This is a genomic window from Paraburkholderia sp. J63 (genome assembly GCF_905220245.1).
GTDB lineage: Bacteria > Pseudomonadota > Gammaproteobacteria > Burkholderiales > Burkholderiaceae > Paraburkholderia.
In genome coordinates this window covers 1-486 of sequence record NZ_CAJMZF010000177.1, presented here as the reverse complement: position 1 = coordinate 486, position 486 = coordinate 1, and the positions used below count along the sequence as shown (strand labels likewise).

Here is a 486-nt window from a genome sequence, read left to right as displayed (position 1 = left end):
CTCCACTTTCGCTTCCGCCACGAATTCCATGGCGGTTGGTCAGTCGGCAAATGTGGACGCGCAGGCGGCGAATTCGATTGCGTTCGGCAGGGGGGCCAAGGTCGCCAGTACCGCGCCGAACTCTGTTGCGCTGGGTGCTTCCTCGGTCGCGGATCGTGCGAACAGTGTTTCGGTGGGCTCGGCCAGCAAGCAGCGCCAGGTCGTCTATGTGGCGGCCGGTACCGCCAGCACCGACGCGGTGAACGTCAGCCAGTTGACGAGCGCAGTATCGGCATTTGGCGGCAATGCGACGGTTGGTGCGGATGGATCGATCGTGAATCCGACCTACACCATCGGCGGCACGAACTATAACAACGTGGGCGATGCGCTGAATGCGCTGACCACGGGTGGTATTTCGGATCAGTTGGCGGTGCACTACGACGATTCGTCGATGGATTCGGTGACGCTGGGCGGCACGGATTCGACCACGCCGGTGGCGCTGCACAA

General features: G+C 62.6%; 1 pseudogene. It reads left to right on the top strand.

Annotation, left to right across the window (positions count from 1 at the left end):
• Window positions 1–28 precede the first annotated feature (28 nt).
• A pseudogene (locus U5775_RS39045) lies at window positions 29–486 on the top strand (hypothetical protein); the annotation flags it as partial.